Source organism: Microbacterium sp. Root61, assembly GCF_001427525.1.
Taxonomy (GTDB): Bacteria; Actinomycetota; Actinomycetes; order Actinomycetales; family Microbacteriaceae; genus Microbacterium.
The window spans coordinates 1,531,609-1,550,898 of sequence record NZ_LMGU01000001.1 but is presented as its reverse complement, the minus strand read 5'-3'; the positions used below and the strand labels follow the sequence as shown (position 1 = coordinate 1,550,898).

20 protein-coding genes and 1 tRNA gene are annotated in these 19,290 nt (G+C 67.9%); 16 read left to right on the top strand and 5 right to left on the bottom strand.

Translation table 11 applies throughout. The features are described 5' to 3' along the window. Nucleotides 1-74 precede the first annotated feature (74 nt). Entirely contained in the window at nucleotides 75-695 is a 621-nt protein-coding gene (locus ASD65_RS07550) for a hypothetical protein (RefSeq protein ID WP_056220639.1), read from the bottom strand. A 72-nt stretch (nucleotides 696-767) separates the two neighbouring features. On the opposite strand from ASD65_RS07550, the gene ASD65_RS07545 reads away from it, so the two are divergent. The 7 genes from ASD65_RS07545 to ASD65_RS07515 all read left to right on the top strand — a co-directional run bounded on the left by ASD65_RS07545 (nucleotide 768) and on the right by ASD65_RS07515 (nucleotide 5,335). Beyond that, complete coding sequence (locus tag ASD65_RS07545; RefSeq protein WP_056220637.1) at nucleotides 768-1,205, top strand: pyridoxamine 5'-phosphate oxidase family protein; 438 nt, start codon at nucleotides 768-770, stop codon at nucleotides 1,203-1,205. 145 nt (nucleotides 1,206-1,350) lie between these two features. After that, a tRNA-Trp gene (locus ASD65_RS07540) sits at nucleotides 1,351-1,423 on the top strand. 45 nt (nucleotides 1,424-1,468) lie between these two features. Further along, entirely contained in the window at nucleotides 1,469-1,747 is a 279-nt protein-coding gene (gene secE / locus ASD65_RS07535) for a preprotein translocase subunit SecE (protein ID WP_056220635.1), read from the top strand. A 63-nt stretch (nucleotides 1,748-1,810) separates the two neighbouring features. Continuing rightward, complete coding sequence (gene nusG / locus ASD65_RS07530; protein ID WP_056220631.1) at nucleotides 1,811-2,899, top strand: transcription termination/antitermination protein NusG; 1,089 nt, start codon at nucleotides 1,811-1,813, stop codon at nucleotides 2,897-2,899. A 99-nt stretch (nucleotides 2,900-2,998) separates the two neighbouring features. After that, nucleotides 2,999-3,430, top strand: coding sequence for a 50S ribosomal protein L11 (gene rplK, locus ASD65_RS07525; protein WP_056220628.1), 432 nt, complete (start codon nucleotides 2,999-3,001; stop codon nucleotides 3,428-3,430). A gap of 14 nt (nucleotides 3,431-3,444) precedes the next feature. Continuing rightward, nucleotides 3,445-4,134, top strand: a complete 690-nt coding sequence (gene rplA / locus ASD65_RS07520; RefSeq protein ID WP_056220626.1) for a 50S ribosomal protein L1 — start codon at nucleotides 3,445-3,447, stop codon at nucleotides 4,132-4,134. A gap of 154 nt (nucleotides 4,135-4,288) precedes the next feature. Continuing rightward, complete coding sequence (locus tag ASD65_RS07515; protein ID WP_056220623.1) at nucleotides 4,289-5,335, top strand: NAD(P)H-dependent flavin oxidoreductase; 1,047 nt, start codon at nucleotides 4,289-4,291, stop codon at nucleotides 5,333-5,335. Nucleotides 5,336-5,338: 3 nt separating this feature from the next. Here ASD65_RS07515 and ASD65_RS07510 read toward each other — a convergent pair whose 3' ends face one another. After that, the gene (locus ASD65_RS07510) at nucleotides 5,339-5,608 is read right to left on the bottom strand and encodes an acylphosphatase (RefSeq protein WP_056220621.1); all 270 of its coding nucleotides are present in this window, start codon (nucleotides 5,606-5,608) and stop codon (nucleotides 5,339-5,341) included. Nucleotides 5,609-5,862: 254 nt separating this feature from the next. Between ASD65_RS07510 and ASD65_RS07505 the strand changes: the two genes are divergently transcribed. Genes ASD65_RS07505 through ASD65_RS07485 form a run of 5 tightly spaced genes read left to right on the top strand, consistent with a single transcriptional unit; the run spans nucleotide 5,863 to nucleotide 12,288 of the window. Further along, nucleotides 5,863-6,990 (top strand): ABC transporter substrate-binding protein, encoded by a 1,128-nt coding sequence (locus ASD65_RS07505; protein WP_162248470.1) that lies wholly within the window; start codon nucleotides 5,863-5,865, stop codon nucleotides 6,988-6,990. After that, on the top strand, nucleotides 6,987-8,762 hold the full coding sequence (locus ASD65_RS07500) for an ABC transporter permease (RefSeq protein WP_056220615.1): 1,776 nt from the start codon (nucleotides 6,987-6,989) through the stop codon (nucleotides 8,760-8,762). The genes ASD65_RS07505 and ASD65_RS07500 overlap by 4 nt, the downstream gene beginning before the upstream one ends. Before the next feature lie 40 nt (nucleotides 8,763-8,802). Beyond that, nucleotides 8,803-9,921, top strand: coding sequence for an ABC transporter ATP-binding protein (locus ASD65_RS07495; RefSeq protein WP_056220612.1), 1,119 nt, complete (start codon nucleotides 8,803-8,805; stop codon nucleotides 9,919-9,921). 5 nt (nucleotides 9,922-9,926) lie between these two features. Next, on the top strand, nucleotides 9,927-11,105 hold the full coding sequence (locus ASD65_RS07490) for a mandelate racemase/muconate lactonizing enzyme family protein (protein ID WP_056220610.1): 1,179 nt from the start codon (nucleotides 9,927-9,929) through the stop codon (nucleotides 11,103-11,105). 25 nt (nucleotides 11,106-11,130) lie between these two features. Next, nucleotides 11,131-12,288 carry a mandelate racemase/muconate lactonizing enzyme family protein gene (locus ASD65_RS07485; protein WP_056220605.1) on the top strand — a complete coding sequence of 386 codons (1,158 nt, stop codon included), beginning with the start codon at nucleotides 11,131-11,133 and terminating at the stop codon, nucleotides 12,286-12,288. Nucleotides 12,289-12,321: 33 nt separating this feature from the next. Here ASD65_RS07485 and ASD65_RS07480 read toward each other — a convergent pair whose 3' ends face one another. Next, entirely contained in the window at nucleotides 12,322-13,497 is a 1,176-nt protein-coding gene (locus ASD65_RS07480) for an enolase C-terminal domain-like protein (RefSeq protein WP_056220603.1), read from the bottom strand. Nucleotides 13,498-13,551: 54 nt separating this feature from the next. Next, nucleotides 13,552-14,328 (bottom strand): IclR family transcriptional regulator, encoded by a 777-nt coding sequence (locus tag ASD65_RS07475; protein ID WP_056220600.1) that lies wholly within the window; start codon nucleotides 14,326-14,328, stop codon nucleotides 13,552-13,554. A 163-nt stretch (nucleotides 14,329-14,491) separates the two neighbouring features. On the opposite strand from ASD65_RS07475, the gene ASD65_RS07470 reads away from it, so the two are divergent. The 4 genes from ASD65_RS07470 to ASD65_RS07455 are packed head-to-tail and all read left to right on the top strand — an operon-like array spanning nucleotide 14,492 to nucleotide 18,633. Next, nucleotides 14,492-15,556 carry an Ldh family oxidoreductase gene (locus tag ASD65_RS07470; protein ID WP_056220597.1) on the top strand — a complete coding sequence of 355 codons (1,065 nt, stop codon included), beginning with the start codon at nucleotides 14,492-14,494 and terminating at the stop codon, nucleotides 15,554-15,556. Further along, entirely contained in the window at nucleotides 15,553-16,803 is a 1,251-nt protein-coding gene (locus tag ASD65_RS07465) for an iron-containing alcohol dehydrogenase (protein WP_082561617.1), read from the top strand. The genes ASD65_RS07470 and ASD65_RS07465 overlap by 4 nt, the downstream gene beginning before the upstream one ends. Further along, nucleotides 16,800-18,245, top strand: a complete 1,446-nt coding sequence (locus ASD65_RS07460) for an NAD-dependent succinate-semialdehyde dehydrogenase (RefSeq protein ID WP_056220593.1) — start codon at nucleotides 16,800-16,802, stop codon at nucleotides 18,243-18,245. The genes ASD65_RS07465 and ASD65_RS07460 overlap by 4 nt, the downstream gene beginning before the upstream one ends. Nucleotides 18,246-18,285: 40 nt before the next feature. Beyond that, nucleotides 18,286-18,633 (top strand): iron chaperone, encoded by a 348-nt coding sequence (locus ASD65_RS07455; RefSeq protein ID WP_056220590.1) that lies wholly within the window; start codon nucleotides 18,286-18,288, stop codon nucleotides 18,631-18,633. A gap of 5 nt (nucleotides 18,634-18,638) precedes the next feature. On the opposite strand, the gene ASD65_RS07450 is transcribed toward ASD65_RS07455, so the two are convergent. Then, nucleotides 18,639-19,280 carry a LysE/ArgO family amino acid transporter gene (locus tag ASD65_RS07450; protein WP_056220587.1) on the bottom strand — a complete coding sequence of 214 codons (642 nt, stop codon included), beginning with the start codon at nucleotides 19,278-19,280 and terminating at the stop codon, nucleotides 18,639-18,641. Nucleotides 19,281-19,290 lie beyond the last annotated feature (10 nt).

Here is a 19,290-nt window from a genome sequence, read left to right as displayed (position 1 = left end):
TGGGGTGGGCTCCGTTGTCCCTGTCGGGACAACGGAGCCCTGCCCCGACTGTCCCGACAGGGACGACCGAGGCCTCAGGGCTCGAGGGCGGCGCGGGTTTCGGCGATGGCCTCGGCGGCCCAGGTGAGCTGCTGCGGCGTGCCCCAGCGGGTGGCGGCGTCCTGGGCGGCCTCGAAGGCGGCGAGGGCGTCCTCGTAGCGCTCGGCGTCGAAGTGGGCCCAGCCGGCGTTGTTGTGAAGGCCGACGAGCCAACGAAGGGTGCGCGGGTCATCCGTCGTCGCGAGCGCAGCGAGAGCCTGGGCGGTCCACTCCGGAGCGTGTGCGGCGTCCGCGATCGCCAGCATGTGCAGCGCGTCGACCTGCAGGAACAGCAGACCGGCGGATGCCGCGATCTGTGCCGCATCCTCGAGCAGCGGCACCGCCGCCGTTGCATCGCCGGCGGAGTTGCGGAGTCGACCCCGCTCCAGCAGCACCCGTACCCGCACGGCGGGCGTGGTCGGATCGAGATCGTCCAGTACGGCGTCGGCCGTGGTGAAGCGCTCCTGCAAACCCAGCGCGCGGGCGACCTGGGTCTGCCATTCGGCGCGGTCCGCGGCATCCGTCGTCTGCCCGGCAGCGGTGTGCAGGCGCTGCTCCGAGCCCGCCGGATCGGAGAAGTCCCACAGCTCGTCCAGCTGTGCCTGCGTGATCGCCACGACGGAATGCTACCTCCCGTGCAGTGGGACGTAGGGGTGTCCCCGGCGACGCTTTCTCGCGACAATGGAGGCATGGACGAGACGCAGGAAGTCGTCACCGCTCTGACCGTCGACGATTGCTGGGCGCGGCTCGGCGGGCAGGAACTCGGGCGCCTGGTGACCCGGGTCGGGGATGTGATGGACATCTTCCCGGTCAACTTCGTGGTGGACGATCGGACGATCGTGTTCCGGACCGCTCCGGGCAGCAAGCTGTTCGAGCTGACCGTGAATGACGAGGTTCTCTTCGAGGCCGACGATCACACCGATGTCGACGCGTGGAGCGTGGTCGTGCGCGGACACGCCCGGGTGCTGGACACCTCCGACGCCGTGCGCGCCGCCGACGCGCTGGGACTCGAACCGTGGGTGCCGACCCTGAAGTACCACTACGTGCGGGTGGAGCCCGTGTCGCTGTCGGGCCGGGCGTTCGCACGCGGACCCGAACCCGAGCGCTACGGCATCGCGGAGTACTGACTCGGTTCGCGGGTCGCGAGGCCATGCCGTACACTTGGTTGTGCAGTTGAAGTCTGCATTCTTTTGCCGTGCCCGGGTTCGGGGCAGGTTCCTTTGCACAAGGTCACGGCGTGGAGTGCGGGCATCCCGGGGTCATCCGACCCTTAGGGCGGTAGCTCAATTGGCAGAGCAGCGGTCTCCAAAACCGCAGGTTGCAGGTTCGATTCCTGTCCGCCCTGCGCGTCAGCGGAAGTTGACACACGGAAGGTAATCAGGTGGGTTCGATGGTCTCAGACGAGCCGAACGGCGAGGTGGTCGCCAAGAGCGACGCGCCGCGTGAAAAGAAGCTGAACTTCTTCGCACGCATCGCCGTGTTCATTCGTCAGGTGTTCGCGGAGCTCCGCAAGGTCGTCACTCCGACCCGGCAGGAGTTGCTGAAGTTCACTGCGGTCGTGCTCGGATTCGTCGTCGTGATGATGGCGCTCGTGTACGGCCTCGACGTGCTGTTCGTCTGGGTAACGACCGTCGTCTTCGGAACGCCGGGCGCCGTCATCAACTCCTGACCCACGGCGCGGGTGGGGTTCGTCTGAAGCATCCCGCACCCACGAACGGAAGAAGAAGTACAAGTGTCTGAAAGATATGTCGACGACGCCGACTGGGCGACCGCCGCAGAGCAGTCCTCGGAGGACGACGAAGCCCAGGAGGGCAACGTCCTCGCCGAGGAAGAGCGCTCCGTTGAGCCCGCCGAGCACGTCGCGATCCACGTCGTGGACGAGGACGGCGCTGAGGATCTTTCCGACTTTGACGACATCGATATCGACGACCCGGAGGCCGACGCGATCGTGAATGACGCTTTGAACATCGACAAGACCGAAGAAGCCGAAGCGGCCGCCGAGGTCCTCACCGACTCGCTCGCCGAGGAAGAGGCCGAGTACGTCGCCGAGCACGCCGATGACGTGACGCCCTACGACGGCCCCGACATCAACGGCGACGAGGACGCGCCCGTCCTCGACGAGGAATTCGTCGAGGAAGTCGACGCCGCTGCGGCGATCGTCGACGACGCCGAGGCTTCCGAGGAAGCCGGCGACGAGGACGCCGACCCGTACGAGGCTTTCCGCGCCGAGCTGCGCTCGCTCCCGGGCAAGTGGTACGTCCTGCACTCCTACGCCGGTTTCGAGCGCAAGGTGAAGGCCAACATCGAGCAGCGCAAGTCGACGCTCGAGGTCGAGGACGACATCTACCAGATCGAGGTCCCGATGGAGGACGTCGTCGAGATCAAGAACGGCCAGCGCAAGATGGTCACGCGCGTCCGGATCCCCGGCTACGTGCTCGTTCGCATGGAGCTCAACGAAGACACCTGGTCGGTCGTGCGTCACACGCCCGGCGTCACCGGCTTCGTCGGCAACGCCCACAACCCCACCCCGCTGCGCTTCGAAGAGGCCTTCAACATGTTGAAGTCGCTCGTCGAGGTCAAGGAGGTCGCGCCCGCCAAGGGCGGCGCCGCCAAGGGTGGCCACGCCGTGGCCCGTGCGATCCCCGCCGAGATCGACTTCGAGGTCGGCGAGACCATCACGATCAAGGAAGGCTCGTTCGCGGGTCTTCCGGGCACGATCAGCGAGATCAAGCCGGAGAGCGGCAAGCTCACCGTCCTCGTCTCGCTCTTCGAGCGCGAGACCCCGGTCGAGCTCAGCTTCGACCAGGTCACCAAGCTTTAAGACTTCCCGGGTTCGCCCGGGGAAACCGCGGTCCGGAACGGCCGGACTGGCGGGAGAAGCGGATGCCGAGTGCATCCGGTTCGAGGAAAGGAAAAGGAAATGGCACCTAAGAAGAAGGTGACCGGCCTGATCAAACTTCAGATCAAGGCTGGTGCCGCAAACCCGGCGCCCCCGATCGGGCCCGCGCTCGGTCAGCACGGCGTCAACATCATGGAGTTCTGCAAGGCGTACAACGCGGCGACCGAGGCCCAGCGCGGCAACGTCATCCCCGTTGAGATCACCGTCTACGAAGACCGCAGCTTCACGTTCATCCTGAAGACGCCCCCGGCAGCCGAGCTCATCAAGAAGGCCGCCGGCGTCGCCAAGGGCTCGCCGACGCCCCACACCGTCAAGGTCGCCAAGTTGACCAAGGCGCAGGTGCGCGAGATCGCCGAGGCGAAGCAGCCCGACCTGAACGCAAACGACATCGAGGCCGCCTCGAAGATCATCGCCGGCACCGCCCGTTCCATGGGCATCACGGTCGAGGACTGAGGGGGATAAGGAAAATGGCTACCAAGTCCAAGGCCTACCAGGCCGCCGCCGCGAAGATCGCGGCTGACAAGTTCTACACGTCCACCGAGGCAGTTGCGCTCGCGAAGGAGACGGGGTCGGCGAAGTTCGACTCGACCGTCGAGGTCGCACTCAAGCTCGCTGTGGACCCCCGCAAGGCAGACCAGATGGTGCGCGGCACCGTCATGCTGCCCCACGGCACGGGCAAGACCGCTCGCGTCATCGTGTTCGCGACGGGCCCGGCCGCTGAGGCCGCCATCGCAGCCGGTGCGGATGAGGTCGGCGGCGCCGAGCTCATCGAGAAGGTCGCCGGCGGCTGGACCGCGTTCGACGCGGCCGTCTCCACGCCCGAGCTCATGGGCCAGGTCGGTCGTCTCGGAAAGGTGCTCGGCCCCCGTGGCCTCATGCCCAACCCGAAGACCGGCACGGTCACCCCGAACCCGGCCAAGGCCGTCGAGGAGATCAAGGGCGGCAAGATCGAGTTCCGCGTCGACAAGCACGCCAACGTGCACTTCGTCGTCGGCAAGGCATCGTTCACGGCCGACCAGCTCGACGAGAACTTCAAGGCTGCTCTCGAGGAGATCAACCGTCTGAAGCCGTCCAGCTCGAAGGGCCGCTACATCCAGAAGGGTGCCGTCTCGACCACGTTCGGCCCCGGCATCCCGCTGGACGTCAACGCGCTGTAAAGCATCTGATCGTCCCGGAGCGTCCGCGCTCCGGATGATCTGCGAAGGACCCCACCGTTTCGGTGGGGTCCTTCTGCGTTCCCGGCGTCACACTCCGCGCGGTCTCGCCCGGGCCGACTAGCGTCGGTAGGGTCCGTCGACGGAGGGAAACACCATGACCGAGACTCTGCAGCAGGTGATCGGCATCACCACGCCGATCGTGCTGGGCCCGTTCGGCGGCCTCTCCTCCATCGAGCTCACGGCCGCGGTCAGCGAGGCGGGCGGACTCGGCTCGTACGGCCTCTACGGCTACGAGCCCGACCGGATCCATGACACCATCGGGCAGCTTCGCGCGGCCACCGATCGCCCGTTCGCGGTGAATCTCTGGCTGCCGATGCCGGGCGAGATCACGCCGGCCGAAGTCGATCCGGCACCGCACCTGGCCGCCCTGGCTCCGCTGTACGCCGAGGCGGGCGTGGCGCCGCCGAGCCTGCCGGAACGGTTCCTGCCCGACTCCGACGACCAGATCGCCGCGGTACTGGATGCCGCGCCCGCCGTGCTGAGCGTCGTCTACGGTGTGCCGACCGCCGCTCTGCTCGAGGCGGCCCATGCCCGCGGCATCCGCGTCGTCGGCACGGCCACGACCGTCGCCGAGGCGCAGGCGCTGGATGAGGCGGGGGTCGATGCCATCGTCGCGACCGGATCCGAAGCAGCGGGACACCGGGTGTCGTTCCTGCGCCCCGCCGAGCGGTCGCTCGTCGGCACGTTCGCGCTCGTCCCGCAGGTCGTGGACGCCGTTCGGGTGCCCGTGATCGCGGCCGGCGGTATCGCCGACCGGCGCGGCGTCGCTGCGGCGTTCGCGCTCGGCGCCTCCGGCGTGCAGGTCGGCACGGCCTTCCTGCGCACGCGGCAGTCAGCCGCGACCGAGGCGCACCGGCAGGCGATCGCCGCGGCCGGCGACACCGGCACCGTGCTGACCCGGGCGATGAGCGGACGCCTGGCCCGCGGCATCCCGAACCGTGCCATGCGCGCGATCGAGGCCTCCGGCGTCATCGCCCCGTTCCCCGCGCAGAACTGGCTGACCGGCGCCTTCCGCGCCGCGGCCGGGGCTGCCGGCAACGGCGATCTCGTCTCGCTGTGGGCGGGGCAGGCGGCGGGGCTGGCGACGCGTGAGGATGCGGGTGAGGTCTTCGCGGAGCTGGCGGCGGGGCTACCGGGCTGAGATCTACTCGACGACGCGGAACCCGACGCCGCCGTCGGGGTGCTGCTCGGTGACCGACGCGCTCTCGACGCGTGACCCCGGTGGGCCTTCGGCCATCCACGCCAGCATCTCGTCGACCTGGGCGGGGGTGCCCTCGACCTCCGCCTCGACGGTGCCGTCACGGCGATTGCGCACCCAGCCGCTGACGCCGACCTCTCGCGCGATCAGGCGTGCGGTGTAGCGGTAGCCCACACCCTGGACCTCGCCTCGGACGATCACATGCACGCGTCTCACCGTTCCATCCTGCCCCGCGACACCGTCCTTCAGTGCTGTGTATCGGACGCGATCGGCTCGGAGGCGTGGCGCAACGTCGCGGGGACGTTCCCCTATGCGGGACGCCCCGTTGTCCCTGGCACGCGGAGTCCGTCAAATGGAATCACCCCGATTCTCGGTCGTTGCAAAGAGTCCGTGGCGGGGGACTGACAGCCATGATTCGTTCCGACCGGGTCCGAATCGTTCAGCATCAAGAGATGGCAAGGGAGCTATTTGTGAAGAACATCCAGAGGATCGCGGTCGCCACGCTGGCCGCATCCGTTCTTGTGGCGTTGGCCGGGTGCTCATCCACCCCTGCGGAGCCATCCTCGTCGGAAGCAGCACCGGACGGCGACATGGCCGCGCTCGTCGCCGCCGCGAAGGAGGAAGGGGAGCTCACGTTCTACGGTGACGCCAACGAGACCTCCCTGCAGGCCTGGACACAGGGGTTCAGCGAGGAGTACGGCATCACGGTGAACATCCTCCGGCTGCCCGGCAGCGAGCTCAACCAGCGGTTCGCCCAGGAGATGTCGGCCGACCAGCACCAGGCGGACATCTTCAGCATCGCCGACCGGGTCTCGATGCAGTCAGCCGTCGATTCCGGGTGGATCGCGGAGTACACACCGGAGAATGCCGATCTGTACCCGGCCGACCAGTCGGGTCCCGGATTCTTCTATCCCGTGCAGAACGGCTATTTCCAGACCGTCGCCTACAACCCCTCGCTGCTCACGGACGCCGAGATCAAGGAGATCCGCAAGGACCCGATCAAGGCGGCCGGGGACCCGGTGTTCAAGGGTCGCGTCGGTGTCAACATGCCGCAATCGTCGCAGCAGGCTGCAGCGTTCTACTACCGCTTCGCCGAAGGCGACGCCGCCGACGAGTACGGCTGGGATGCACTGCAGGCCATCGCCGACAACGACCCGCTGTTCTACAGCTCGGCGACGCTCGTGCAGAACCTGATCGCCGGTGAGTACGCGATCGCGGTGGCGCTGACCGACAGCCTCGCCGCGCCGCAGGCGCTGCAGGGGGCCCCGCTGGAGTTCGTGTATCCGAAGGACACCACCGGCGGCTACTTCGCCGTCGGAGTCGTCGAGGATGCGCCGCACCCGAACGCCGCGCGGTTGTTCATGGAATGGGCCACCACACCGGAGGCCAACGCGAGTTACACCACGATCACCCAAACGGTTCCGGCCAACAGCGAAGTCTCCGATGACCGCGAGCTGCTGAGCTTCGACTGGTACAAGGGGCCCGAGATCGACAATGTCTGGTTCGATTTCATCGACGACGAGGAGTTCTTGAAGGCATCCTCCGCTGACGGCGACTTCCTCTCGCAGTGGAACGAAGTATTCGGATACTCCGGATGACGATTCTCGATCAAGCCGAACCCGTCGTCGGCGAGACCGGCGGCACCGCGACCACTTCGGTCGCGGTGCCGCCGGGCGCCGGCCGCCGCGCGCTGTGGCGCCGCCCCTCGTCCCTCGGCATCGCCGTCTTCATCCTGCTGCTCGGCCTGGTGGCCGGCCCCGTGGCGATGGTGTTCTTCGGGGCGTTCCAGAGCAAGGCGCCCGGCCTTCCCGACAACAGCTTCTCCCTCGACGCGATCTACCGCGTCTACCTCAGTGGCGAGTACTACGCCTCGCTCATCGGAACCCTCCTCATGGCCGTCAGCGTCGCGGGGCTCTCCGTCCTGTTCGGCGGACTCGCGGCCTGGTTCCTCACCCGCGTCAACGTGCCCCTGCGCAAGCTGTGGGAGTTCGGGCTGATCCTGCCCCTGTTCCTCTCGCCCTTCGTGGGCGCTCTCGCATGGATGATGCTGGCCGCGCCGAACTCCGGCATGATCAACGTCAACCTCCGCTGGATGCTGGGTACCGACGCGACTTTCGTGAACATCATGAGCCTGCCCGGCGTCATCTTCGTGATGCTGCTCTTCTACATCCCGTACGCGTACCTCTTCATTTCGTCGGCACTGAAGAACATGGATCCCTCCCTCGAAGAGGCGTCCTACATGAACGGGCACGGCGCATTCGCGACGGCCTTGAAGGTCACGCTGCCGATCATGCGCCCGGCGCTCGTGGCGTCCTTCTTCTTCGTCGCCGTGCTCGCAACCGGCGTGTTCGTGATCCCCGGTGTGTTGGGACTGAACACGAGCTTCTCGCCGCTCGCTGTCGAGGTGTATCGCGCGGTGACGGTCTTCCCCGCGCAACCGCCCGTCGGCGCGGCGCTCGGCACGCTGCTCTTCTGGTTCACCCTCGGTGGTGTCTACCTCTACCGCCGGTCGGTGCGCAACGCGAACCGGTTCGTCACGGTGAGCGCACGCGGCACGCGGCCTCGTCTCGTCAAGATGCGTGCCGGGCGCTACCTCGCGGCAGCCGCCTTCGGGCTCTACGTGCTGTTGGCGGCCGTCCTTCCCTACATCGTCCTGATCCTCATGTCGCTCACCCCGTTCGCGATCACCGACTTCCGGCGGATGACGTTCTCGTTCGACGGCATCATCCAGGTGTTTCGCGCGCCCGACGTGCTGACGGCCTTTGGCAACACCCTGTGGCTGGGTGTGCTCGTACCCACGATCACCGTGGTCATCGGGCTCGTGGTCGCCTACGTCGTCGTGCGCGAGCGCGGACGCATGGGCGCGATCGTCGACTACCTCGGAACCTTCCCGATCGCCGTTCCCGGCATCGTGTTCGCGACCGGGATCATGTGGATGTACGTGCGCTCGCCGATCTATGCGACGGTCATCCTGGTGATGATCGCGCTCATCGGCGCCTACATCCCGCAAGCGGCGAGGTTCGCGAGTGCGGGTCTGATCCAAGTCGACAAGTCGCTCGAGGAAGCGGCCCGGATGAATGGTGCTGGCAAGCTGCGCACGATCATGACGGTGACCTTCCCGCTGCTGAAGCCGGCGCTCCTATCCGCATGGACGCTGCTGTTCGTGTTCGCGACCCGCGAGGTGAACGAAGCCGTCATCCTGTCCGGACCGAAGTCACGACCGCTGGCCGTCCTCGCGTGGAACTACGTCGAGCAGGGCTCGGTCCGCAATGCGGCCGTGGTCGGGCTCCTGCTGACCATCGTCATGGCCATCGGCATCCTGTTCGCCCGACTCGTGCTGCGCGCGAAACTCGATTCCTCGAACCTCTAGGCTGCTGGACTCCAGCGCTCCCGACCGAAAGAAGCATCACGTGAGCAACATCACCCACGCGCGACCGCAGGACACCGAGACGGCGTCGGCATCGACGACCGGCGCATCCCTCGTCGTTTCGGGCCTGCGCATCAAGTACGGCGAGACCGAAGCGGTCAAGGGCATCGACTTCACGATCAAGCCGGGAGAATTCCTCACTCTGCTCGGGCCCTCGGGCTGCGGCAAGACGACGACCCTGCGCTGCATCGCCGGCCTCGAGTCGCCGTCCGGTGGAACCATCACGCTCGACGGGGAGGTCATCGCTTCGGTGGATCGGCAGCTCCCGCCCGAGAAGCGCGGGATCAACATGGTGTTCCAGTCCTACGCGGTGTGGCCGCACATGACCGTGGAGAAGAACGTGGGCTATGGGCTCCGTGGGCTGGCCAAGAAGGACGTCGCCGCTCGCGTCGACGAGGTCCTCACCCTCGTCGGTCTCTCGAAGTTCGCCAAGCGCTACGGCACAGAGCTATCCGGAGGTCAGCAGCAGCGCGTCGCGCTGGCCCGCGCGATCGTCACCCGCCCGAAGCTGCTGCTGTTCGACGAGCCGCTCTCCAACCTCGACGCGGGCCTGCGCGAGCAGATGCGCTTCGAGCTTTTGGAACTCCAGCGCACCGTGGGCATCACCAGCGTTTACGTCACGCACGACCAGACCGAGGCGATGTCGATGTCGGATCGTGTAGCGCTGATGAGGGAGGGCGTGATCGAGCAGCTGGACGCCCCGCGCGAGATCTACCGTCGTCCCGCAACGGAGTTCGCCGCCAACTTCATCGGCCGCGCCAACCTCGTGCGGGCGACCGCGGCTGCGGATGGGCTGAGTGCAGTGCAGGGCGAGTTCACCGTGCGATCGACCGAGCCGTATGTGGGCGCAATCACGGACGTGACGGCGGTCTTCCGCTCCGAGAATGTCGTGGTCGGCCACGCCGCCACGATGCTGGAGAATACGTGGACTGCGACCGTCGAACGGGTGGCCTTCCTCGGACGGCACATCGACGTCTCGCTTCGCGTGCCGGTCGGCGTCATCCGGGCCGAGATCCCCGCCGATGGAACGCTCGTCGCCGGCGACCAGGTCACGGTCGGGGTACGCGCGGACCACGTGCACTTCGTCCCCGCCGCAGGCTGAGCGCCATGAAGATCTCGCGATTCGAGACGCTGCACTGCGCGGCGGGCACCCGCATCTGGTCGTACCTCAAACTCGAGACCGACGAGGGCGTGACCGGGTGGGCGGAGTTCACCGACGGAGGCTACTCCGCGCGAGGTGTGGGACAGATCATCGAACGGCTCGCTCCGCTCGTCGTCGGGCTCGACCCGACCAACACGCGACGGCTGGAGGCGGTGATGCACTCCGCGACGCACGAGGCCGAGTCCTTCCTGAACCGCCGAGCGGCGGGCGCCATCCTCAACGCGAGCCTGGATGTCCGGGCGCGCGCCGCGGGCGTGCCTGTCGCCGCCCTGCTCGGCGGGATCCTTCGCGATCGCCTTCCGCTGTACTGGTCGCACTGCGGACTGGGGCGGGTACGGATGTCCCAGGCCGGTGAGCACCCGCCCATCACGTCGCTGGACGAGATCGTCGATCTCGGGCGTGAGGTGCGCGACCGCGGATTCCGATCGCTGAAGACCAACGTCATCCTGTTCGAGGGCGGTGCGGCGACGCTCTATCTGCCGCTGTGGAGCGGTGCGGGCGAGACCTCGCTGGAGTTGTCCCGTCGCACGATGGAGGGCACGGTCGACCTGATCGACGCCTTCCACGAGGGCGCCGGTCCCGACGTGGAGATCTTGCTCGACACCGTCTTCTGCGTGAAAGGCGAAGCGATCGGACGACTAGCCCGACGTCTGGCCGATACGCCCTTGGGCTGGCTGGAGTCGGACAGCCTCGAGCCGGAAGCACTCGTCGCGGCACGGGGCAACGGTCAGGTGCGGATCGCTTCCGGAGAGGCGCTGTCGGGCGCCCGGCACTACCGCCAGTTCTTCGATCGGGGCGCGATCGACGTGCCTGTCGTCGATGTCTCCTGGAACGGAATGCCGGAAGCACTCCGGATCGCCGATCTTGCCGCCACGTACGACTTGAATGTCGCGCCCCACAACTTCGCAAGCCACCTGCTCACGTACATGAGCGCGCATTTCGCGGCGACCATCCCGAACTTCAGCATCCTCGAGTACGACGTCGACGGGGTGCCATGGCGCGACGACGTCGTGACTCCCCCCACGGTCGTCGATGGCCACATGCTGCTGCCCGACGGCCCCGGATGGGGCTGCGAGATCGACGAAGAGGCGATCCGGGCTCATCCGGTCGGCCGCGTCGTCTGAGTCCCTCACCGATTGAAGGAGTGCTATGCCCACCGAGATCGTCGCCCTGAGCGCGCAGGTCCATACCTGGCGATTCGACGAACGACCCCGGGCGCTGGGGCTGGGAAGTGCCCTGCGCCGCGACTTCGTGCTGGTACGGGTCGAGTGCGCGGACGGCTCCGTCGGCTATGGAGAGGCCTTCCACGGCCATGCCGGCACGGCCGTCGCTGAGATTGTCAACACGACGATGCAGGACGTCGTCCTCGGCCGCGGCGTCGATGAGAACCTCGCCGTGCGGGAGGAGACCCGCGCGCGCTTTCTGATCGGCGCGGGGATGGCCGGCGGCTTCGAGCTCGCCTTGAGCGGTATCGACATCGCGATGTGGGATGCGCACGGCAAATCCGTCGGCGAGCCCGTGTGGCGCCTGCTGCGGGGAACCCGCCGAGAGTTCCCCGCCTACGCCGGCGGCTTCACCCTGGGCTTCTCCGAACCGGAGGTTCTGGTGGAGGAGCTGCGTCGACTCGTCGGCCGGGGCTATGGCGCGGCCAAGGTGCGACTGGGCGACACCCTCGAACGCGACCTCGCTCGGGTGCGCGCAACCCGCGAGGCATTCGGCGCCGATTTTCAGATCATGACGGACGCCAACCTGGGTCTCGCCTATGACGCAGGCACGCTGGCTCCCGGCCTCAGCGAGATCGGGGTGACCTGGCTCGAGGAGCCGTACAACCCCCACCGCATCGACGCCTTCACAGCTTTGCGGACACGAGGACTCGTCCCGATCGCCGCGGGGGAGAACCTCGCGGGTGCCGACCGTTTCGCGGAGTGGATCCACCGGGGGGCACTGGACATCGTGCAACCGGATGCGAGCCGCGCAGGCGGCATCACCGAGCTGCTCCGGATCGCCGTGCTCGCCGAGGCATCCGGCATCCGCTTCGCACCGCACATCTCGCATACGGGTCTGAACCACGCGGCGACCCTTCACGCCATGTCCGGTGCCGCCGGTGGCGCATGGTTCTTCGAGGCGGATCCGACCCCGGTCAACCCGTTCCGCGCGGGAGCGATCTCGGGCGGCGTAATCGTGGAGGACGGCCGCGCGCGACTGAGCGATGCTCCGGGACTCGGCGTAGAGGTGGACGAGGCCGAGCTGAACGAGCGGCACCCTGCCGAAGCAGGTTCGCCCTGGCCGCGAACGCGGGACCGGTGACCGCGCCGACCTGAGTCGGCGCGGTCAATCGCGTCAGTCGAAGACCAGCTCGTCGATCTGATGCGCGGCGATCCACTCCTGGTCCAGCGGCGTTGCCAGGCCGTGCCCCCGTGGGATGCCCACAGTGCCGTTCGCATCGACCTCGGCCAGATCGTCGGAGTAGTCCGCGAAACCGCCGAAGGAGATCTGCCGCAGGCTCGGCGCGACCAGTCCCATCTCGTAGAAGTTGCTGTTGCGCAGCGCCGACATGATGTGGCGGTGCACCGGGCTCGGCCCGTGCAGCTCGACGTCGATTCCGAGCGCCTCGGCCAGGTGGGCGATCTTGAGGACGCCCGTGACGCCGCCGTCCAGACCCGCGTCCGCCCGCATGAAATCGGTGCCTCCCGCGAGGACCTGGTCGGCGTGCGCCTGCAGTCCGCGTACGTGCTCGCCCTGCAGCAATGGGGTGCGGATGAGCTCGCGCAGCTTCTTGTACGCGAACGCGGAGGTTCCGCCCTCCTTGCCCGGATCCTCGTACCAGTAGAACTGCTCCTCGTCGAGGGCGCGGCCCACGGAGAGCACATCGCCGAACGTCTCATACGCTCCGGAGGGATCGAGCATGAGGGCGATGTCCGGCCCGACGGCCGTACGCACGCCCCGGACATTGCGGATCTCGCGCTCGATGTCGCCGTTGTTCCAACCGTGGATCTTGACGGCGCGGTACCCGAGATCCACGCACTCCCGTGCGAAGTCCGCGAACGCCTCAGGGGTGCCCAGCGGGCCGGCACCCTCGTCGTCGCCGAAGAGCGTCGAGGCATAGGCGGGCAGGCGTTCGCGGTAGCCTCCCAGCATTTGGGAGAGGGATGCTTCGTAGGCCTTCCCGGCGATGTCCCACAGTGCGCAGTCGATCGGCCCGATGCCGAGCCGGTCATACTTGCGCCACGCGCGATGCAGGTCCGCCCAGATGCGTTCGCGCTGGAAGGCATCCTGGCCGACGAGCCAGCCGGCGACGGACTCGATCTGCTGCGCGGCGTGTCCGTTGACCCCCGTCGTCCAGGTGTACTCGCCCGTGATGCCGGCGTCCGTCGCGAGTTCCAGCACGTAGCCGGTCTGCGTCGCGATGCCGTCATCCCACGCGACCGGGTAGAACCCGGATCTGTCCTGTGTGCGCCCCTGTGTTCGCCAGCGGAGCTTGCGGAGGGTCACGGAGCGGATGGTGAGGATACTCATTCACCCATCGTCGCTCCCGCATGGACGGGTAGGGCGACGCGTCCCGCTCTGCGGTCAGGCTGCGGCGAAGGCGCTGCTGGGGGCGCCGAGCGCGTGCGACAGGGCGTGAGAGGAGGCGAGGACAACCCCCGCGAAGCTGCGGGCCTGGCTGCGCGACGTCGCACCGGTTACCGACAGCGCTCCGACGACGCGACCGCTGCGCGCGAAGATAGGCGCCCCGACGCAGAAGAGACCCAACTGCGACTCCTCGAAGTCGTACGCCACCCGAGACTGGCGAACGCCGGCGATCTCCCGTCGTAGCGCGTCCGGCGACGTGATCGTCTTCGGTGTCACCTGCGCCAGTTCGCCCTCGAGGATCGAACTGACGAACTGCGCACTGCTGTACGCGAGGATCGCCTTGCCGAGGGCAGTGCAGTGCATGGGCAGACGCCCGCCGATGCGCGAATGCGGGACCTTGAGATCACGACTGTTGATCTTCTCGATGTAGATGATCTCGCTGCCCTCGCGGACGGCGAGATTGGAGGTGAGGTTCGTGATCTCGTTCAGCGAATGGGCGAACGGGATCGCCAACTCCCGCAGGCGGCTGTGATCGGGGACGAGGTGCCCGAGTTCGAACAGCCGCACGCCGAGGCGGACTCCGCCCCGGCTCTTCTCCAGTGCGCCCCAGCGCAGCAGGTCAACGACGAGGCGATGGGTGGTCGACTTGGGCATTCCGACGCGGCGCGCCATCTCACTGATCGACATCTCGTTCTCCTCTGGAGAGAACAGCTCCAGGAGGCTCAACCCGCGTGAGAGCGAGGATTCGCCGTCCTTCTTGCGTTCGGTGTCCATGGCGTTCCTTTCCCCCGGTCTGTGGAACATTATCGCCCGCATATCGTGCCTCGGGGCTGACCCGGATGGCATCCTCGCGTCCTGCATGCCGGGACTGGTGCTTCGGCTGCCGGAGCCGATGTGAGCACAATGACCCGACGAAACGGCAAGCGAGAGGAGCCGCATGACCCCGGGCACACAGGTGCGACGCGTGGAAGCGGGCACGGCCATCGAGCTCACGACAGCCGCGCTCATGGGCGTCGGGTCAGACGAGCAGAACGCGAGGATCCAAGCGGAGCATCTGGTCGAAGCCGAGCTGCGAGGGCATCCTTCGCATGGGCTGCGGCGCCTGCCGACACTCGTCGGCAGGATCACAGCGGGACTCCTGGACCCGAATGCGACGCCGACCTTCACCTGGGGTGCGAGCGGCGCGCTCATGGTCGACGGCAACCTCGGGTTCGGACCCGTGACCGCATACGCCGCAGGCGACGAGCTGCTCTCTCGGGTGGCGGAGGTCGGAGTCGCGGTCGCCGCTATGCACCGCACCCACCACCTGGGGATGCTTGCTCCCTTCGTCGAGCGGTTCGCCGAGCACGGCTGTATCGGCCTGGTGCTCTCTTCCACGGAGGGCCTCGTGCATCCGTGGGGCGGCGCGGGTCCTCTCCTCGGCACGAACCCGCTCGGCGCGGCGGTGCCCGCCGCGGGAGGCGGCGTCACGCTGGACATGTCGACCGGCTCCGTCTCAGCGGGCAAGATCCTCGACTTCGCCGAGCGCGGACTCGAGCTCCCGGCGGGATGGGCCGTGGACGTCGAGGGCCGTGCCACCGTGGATCCTGCCGCGGCGGTCCTCGGTTCCATTTCGCCGTTCGGCGGTGCGAAGGGCTATGCGCTCGGCCTCACGCTGGGTGCGATCGTCGGCGTGCTGACCGGTACGCCCTTCGGTCCGGCAGTCCGAGGCACGTTGGACACCACCAGCGAAGTCACGAAGGGCGATGTCATCGCTGTGATCAGCATCGACGCCTTCGGGCAGGATGCCTCCTCCGCAGTGCTTGCGGAGTATCTCGAACAGGTGCGCGCGAGCGGCGTGGACGGACGACGGGTGACCGTCCCGGGGGATCGATCCAAGACCGCGCGCACGCGCGCACTGGCGCAGGGCATCGACGTCCTCGAAGACCTTTGGGACACCCTGAGCGAACTCGCCGACGCGGGCCCGGGGATCTCGACCGACAGAGCGGAGCAGAGCGCATGAGCGCATCATCAGGCATCCTGCGGCTTCCGCGTGATGTGAGGTATGGCTATGGGGTCAGCGCGGCCGTCGCTGAGCTCGCGGCCGGGTACGGATCGCGAGTGGTCTTCGTGGCAGACCCGTTCCTCGCGACGACGCCGGAGTTCGACCGGATCCTGCAGTCCACGCGCGCGACCGGGGCGGAAGTCCTCGTGCTCACGGACGTTCCGCCGGAGCTGCCGGTGTCCGCCGTGCTGCGCGCGGGGGAGGCAGCGCGCACCTTCGCTCCCGACGTGGTCGTGGGCTACGGAGGTGGAAGTGCGCTGGATCAGGCCAAGCTCGTCGCGCTGCTCATCTCCTACCCGCCACCCCTCGAAACGTACTACGGGGAGAACGCGGTGCCCGGACCGGTCACCCCCCTCATCGCCGTGCCGACCACGGCGGGCACGGGAAGCGAGGTCACCCCGGTCGCCGTCGTCTCCGATCCTGCGCGCGCGATGAAGGTCGGCATCTCCAGCCCGCACCTCATCCCCTCGGTGGCGATCGTCGATCCGGCGCTCACCCTCGGCGCTCCTGTGGGCGTCACGACGTACGCGGGAATCGATGCACTCGTGCACGCCGTCGAGTCGTACACCGCGGCCGAGCTCGAACTGACGCACACTGCCGTCATGCCCGTGTTCATCGGCCGCAACGAGCTGACGGAATCGCTCTCGCTGGAGGCGGCCGCCTTGATCTTCCACGCGCTGCCCACCGCGGTTCACTCGCCTGACGACCGCGATGCGCGTGCGGCGATGTCACGCGGAAGCCTGCTGGCCGGCATGGCATTCGGCGCCGCCGGGACCCACCTCAGCCACGCGATCCAGTACCCGGTCGGAGCGATCACCCACACCCCGCACGGGCTGGGCACCGGCATGCTGCTCCCATTCGTGCTCCAGGCCTGCCTTATCGCCGTCCCCGAGCGGCTCGCACGGCTCGGCGCCGCCCTGGGCCTTCCTGCAGACGGCAGCGTTCTCCAGCGCGCGCAAGCGACGGTGGACGCGATCGACGACCTGACCGCGCGGATCGGACTGCCCCGTTCACTCGCCGAACTCGGTATCGGACAGGCCGACAGGGACAGCATCGTCGATCTGGCGCTTCAGTCGTCCCGCCTCATCGGGATCGCCCCCATTCACGCGGATCGCGTCATGATCGCATCGATCGTCGACGCCGCCATCGCCGGTAATCGGTCCTTGCTGCGCGCATCCGCCACCGATCGTCAGGAACACCCATGACCACGCTTCTCACCGACACCCCGATCACCCGGCTCTTCATCGACGGCGAATGGCGCGACGGCAGAGGGGGTGGCACGTTCCCTGTGATCGATCCCGCCACCGGCGAGATCATCGCCGACTTCGCGATCGCGACCGAGAACGACTGCGACGACGCGGTCCGCGCGGCGGAGGCGGCATTCCCCCGCTGGTCTCAGACGGCACCGCGCGAGCGGGCGGACATCCTCATGGCCGCCTTCGAGATCCTGCGGGCGGAGAAGGAACTGTTCGCCGAGATCATGGTGAGAGAGAACGGCAAGTCGTGGCCTGACGCGATCGCGGAAGCGGGCTATGCAACGGAGTTCTTCCGCTGGTTCGCAGAGGAAGCGGTCCGGGTCCCGGGCGACTTCCGGCTCTCGCCGGCCGGCGACAAGCGGATCGTCGTGGCCCGTCAGCCGATGGGCGTGGCGCTGCTGATCACACCGTGGAACTTCCCCGCGGCGATGGCCACGCGAAAGCTCGCCCCGGCACTCGCGGCGGGCTGCACGACGATCCTCAAGCCGGCCCGCGAGACCCCGCTCACGGCGGCGTACGTGGTCGATGTGCTGCGTCGCGCCGGAGTGCCGACCGGTGTCGTCAATCTCGTCACCCCTGTCCCCACCGGTCCCGCGGTCGCCCGAATGATCGCGCACCCCGCCGTGCGCAAGCTCTCCTTCACCGGGTCGACAGAGGTAGGTCGGGTACTTCTGCGGGAGTGCGCCGATTCGATCGTGAGCGCCTCCATGGAGCTGGGGGGCAACGCCCCGGTCATCGTGCTTCCCGATGCTGATCTCGACGATACGATTCCGGCCGCACTCGCCGCCAAGATGCGCAACGGCGGTTCGGCCTGCACCGCGGCGAATCGCTTCTATGTCCACTCGAGCCTCCACGACGAGTTCGTGGATCGGATGGCGGCGGAACTCTCCGCGGTTCGCACGGGCTCCGGTCTGGACCGGGACAACACGCTCGGCGCACTCGTCTCCCTCGCCGAGCGGGACAAGGTGGCGAGCCTCGTGGATGTCGCGGTCGCCGAGGGCGCGCGCGTCGTGGTCGGAGGAGCACGGATGCCGGATGGCGCCTTCTATGCCGCGACCCTGCTCGACGGGGTGCGCCACGGCGACTCGATCACCCGGCAGGAGATCTTCGGGCCGGTCACCGCGGTGATCTCGTACGACGATGTCGAGGATGCGATCCGCATGGCCAACGACACCGAGTTCGGCCTCGTCGGGTACGTGTTCGGCCCCGAACGCGAAGCCCTTCGCGTCGCGCTGCGTTTGGAGACGGGCATGGTCGCCGTGAACCGCGGCGTGCTGAGCGATCCCGCGGCGCCGTTCGGCGGCTCCAAGCAGAGCGGACTCGGACGCGAGGGCAGTTCGGAAGGAATCCTCGAGTATCTGGAGGAGAAGTACATCGCTCTCGACGCATGATCGGCTGTGCAGCGACGCATCAGCCTGGCAGGATGCCAGCATGGGCACCGTCGACGAGTACCTGACCGACCTCGATCCCGTCTCGCGCGGGGCGGTGGAACGTCTCTACGCCATCGCCCGCGACATCGTGCCGGACGCCGAGCAGGGCCTCGGCTACGGCATGCCGGCGCTCGTGTACCGCGGCAAGCCGCTCCTGTCGGTCATGCGCGCGAAGGGGCACATCGGGGTCTATCCGTTCAGTCCGGACGCGGTCACCGCCGCCGCCGAGCTGCTGCCCGGGTTCGATGTGGCGAAGGGGACGATCCGGTTCCAGCCGGAGCATCCGCTGCCCGACGAAGCGGTGCGCGTGTTGGTGGCCCGCCGCAAGGAGCAGATCGAGGGGGCCTGAGCGGCTCAGTGCGGGAGCAGCAGCCCGATGGCGATCGCGACCATGACGATCGCGATCGCGCCGTCGAGGATGCGCCAGGCGCGCGGCGTCGAGAGCCAGCGACCGAGGTGGCGGGCTCCGAACGCCAGGCCGAAGAACCATGCGACGCTCGCGACCATCGCTCCGGCGGCGAACAGCCACCGCCCATCGCCGTGCGTGTTGGCGACCGATCCCAGGAGGAACACCGTGTCGAGGTAGACGTGCGGGTTCAGCCAGGTCAGCGCCAGACAGGTCAGCACGACCGGCAGGACGCGGGTGCCGGTCGTCACCGGCGACGACGAGACCGAAGGGGAGTCGGCGACCACGACCTCGACGGCATCGGCGCTCGGCCGCCAGGCGCGCCGCGCCGCGAGGGCAGCGTACGCGAGAAGGAACAGCGCGCCTGCCCAACGTACGACCTCGATGAGCCACGGCACGGTCTGCAGCACGAGCCCGATCCCCGATACGCCCAGCGCGATGAGCATGGCGTCCGACACGGCGCAGATGGCGGCGACGAGCGCGACGTGCTCACGTCGGATGCCCTGCCGCAGCACGAAGAGGTTCTGCGCGCCGATCGCGACGATGAGCGAGAATCCCAGGCCGAGGCCGGCGAGGAGGGGGGTGAGCACATGTCGACGC

Excerpts from the sequence above, each read along its gene's own strand:
- ASD65_RS07545 (WP_056220637.1), top strand. The coding sequence starts at position 768 with ATGGACGAGACGCAGGAAGTCGTCACCGCTCTGACCGTCGACGATTGC.
- secE (WP_056220635.1), top strand. The coding sequence starts at position 1,469 with ATGGTCTCAGACGAGCCGAACGGCGAGGTGGTCGCCAAGAGCGACGCG.
- rplK (WP_056220628.1), top strand. The coding sequence starts at position 2,999 with ATGGCACCTAAGAAGAAGGTGACCGGCCTGATCAAACTTCAGATCAAG.
- rplA (WP_056220626.1), top strand. The coding sequence starts at position 3,445 with ATGGCTACCAAGTCCAAGGCCTACCAGGCCGCCGCCGCGAAGATCGCG.
- ASD65_RS07515 (WP_056220623.1), top strand. The coding sequence starts at position 4,289 with ATGACCGAGACTCTGCAGCAGGTGATCGGCATCACCACGCCGATCGTG.
- ASD65_RS07500 (WP_056220615.1), top strand. The coding sequence starts at position 6,987 with ATGACGATTCTCGATCAAGCCGAACCCGTCGTCGGCGAGACCGGCGGC.
- ASD65_RS07490 (WP_056220610.1), top strand. The coding sequence starts at position 9,927 with ATGAAGATCTCGCGATTCGAGACGCTGCACTGCGCGGCGGGCACCCGC.
- ASD65_RS07485 (WP_056220605.1), top strand. The coding sequence starts at position 11,131 with ATGCCCACCGAGATCGTCGCCCTGAGCGCGCAGGTCCATACCTGGCGA.
- ASD65_RS07480 (WP_056220603.1), bottom strand. The coding sequence starts at position 13,497 with ATGAGTATCCTCACCATCCGCTCCGTGACCCTCCGCAAGCTCCGCTGG.
- ASD65_RS07475 (WP_056220600.1), bottom strand. The coding sequence starts at position 14,328 with ATGGACACCGAACGCAAGAAGGACGGCGAATCCTCGCTCTCACGCGGG.
- ASD65_RS07470 (WP_056220597.1), top strand. The coding sequence starts at position 14,492 with ATGACCCCGGGCACACAGGTGCGACGCGTGGAAGCGGGCACGGCCATC.
- ASD65_RS07465 (WP_082561617.1), top strand. The coding sequence starts at position 15,553 with ATGAGCGCATCATCAGGCATCCTGCGGCTTCCGCGTGATGTGAGGTAT.
- ASD65_RS07460 (WP_056220593.1), top strand. The coding sequence starts at position 16,800 with ATGACCACGCTTCTCACCGACACCCCGATCACCCGGCTCTTCATCGAC.
- ASD65_RS07455 (WP_056220590.1), top strand. The coding sequence starts at position 18,286 with ATGGGCACCGTCGACGAGTACCTGACCGACCTCGATCCCGTCTCGCGC.